At 36.4% G+C, this 796-nt stretch carries 1 protein-coding gene; it reads left to right on the plus strand.

Translation table 11 applies throughout. The features are described 5' to 3' along the window. The first annotated feature begins 13 nt into the window (after positions 1 to 13). On the plus strand, positions 14 to 538 hold the full coding sequence (locus DWX65_RS14745; protein WP_118173745.1) for a hypothetical protein: 525 nt from the start codon (positions 14 to 16) through the stop codon (positions 536 to 538). Positions 539 to 796: the final 258 nt, after the last annotated feature.

The following is a 796-nucleotide window of genomic DNA, read 5'->3' on the forward strand; positions in this document are numbered from 1 at the left end:
AGGAGGTAATTAAATGCGTATTGGTTCGGGAGTGCAAAGTGCATCGGAAGTATTTGGAAAGCAGAAAAATAATAGCAAAACATATGTTGCCGAAAATGAGGCATTTTCTCAGACATCAGTGAAGGTGTATTTAAAGACGGATGATATGTTGTTTTCAGGTGGAAATGGAACAGGTCTTTCGTTTTATATTAAATACGCAGAAGAGTCAACAGAGGATAATCCTGTAGTGATAGCCAAAGGCGTTGACGAAAATGGAAAAGAATTTGAAGAAAAGAGTAACATTAATGATATTAATTTGAGAAATGCTTCTTATGTTGAAATGAGTGCTTTGGAGGCATATTATAACGTCGACAAGGGGAATAGTCTCAGTTCTTTTCCGCAAGAAACTGGGTGTATGGGATTAAATGACAGATGCGACCTTATATCCAGCTTTGAAAAGGTTATACAGGATATGAATAAATTAGGAAGGTATGATTTGCAGATGTTTTATATGCGAAATATGAATACTTATCTAAATGCAAGCAGTAAGCATAAATAGGGCTTAGTTATTTGAATATAGTAGAAAAAGTAAGCTTGGACTCCATAGGAGAGAGCAGGTGCGGTTCCGACTGACAGAAGAACCGTGGAAAGTTAATATGGGATTAGGTGTTGAAAACACTTTTATCCAAAAAAGTTGAGGCAGAAACTGGACTGGCATATAGAGAAAATTTTGAGCTGATTGGAGGAACAGAAATATGAACATTGGTTCTGGTATGAATACCGTATCTTCACTGTACGGTCAACAAAAAGGTAATCA

Origin of the sequence: Roseburia sp. AF20-18LB, from assembly GCF_003461185.1 — a bacterium.
In the GTDB taxonomy this organism is placed as follows: domain Bacteria; phylum Bacillota; class Clostridia; order Lachnospirales; family Lachnospiraceae; genus Roseburia_C; species Roseburia_C amylophila.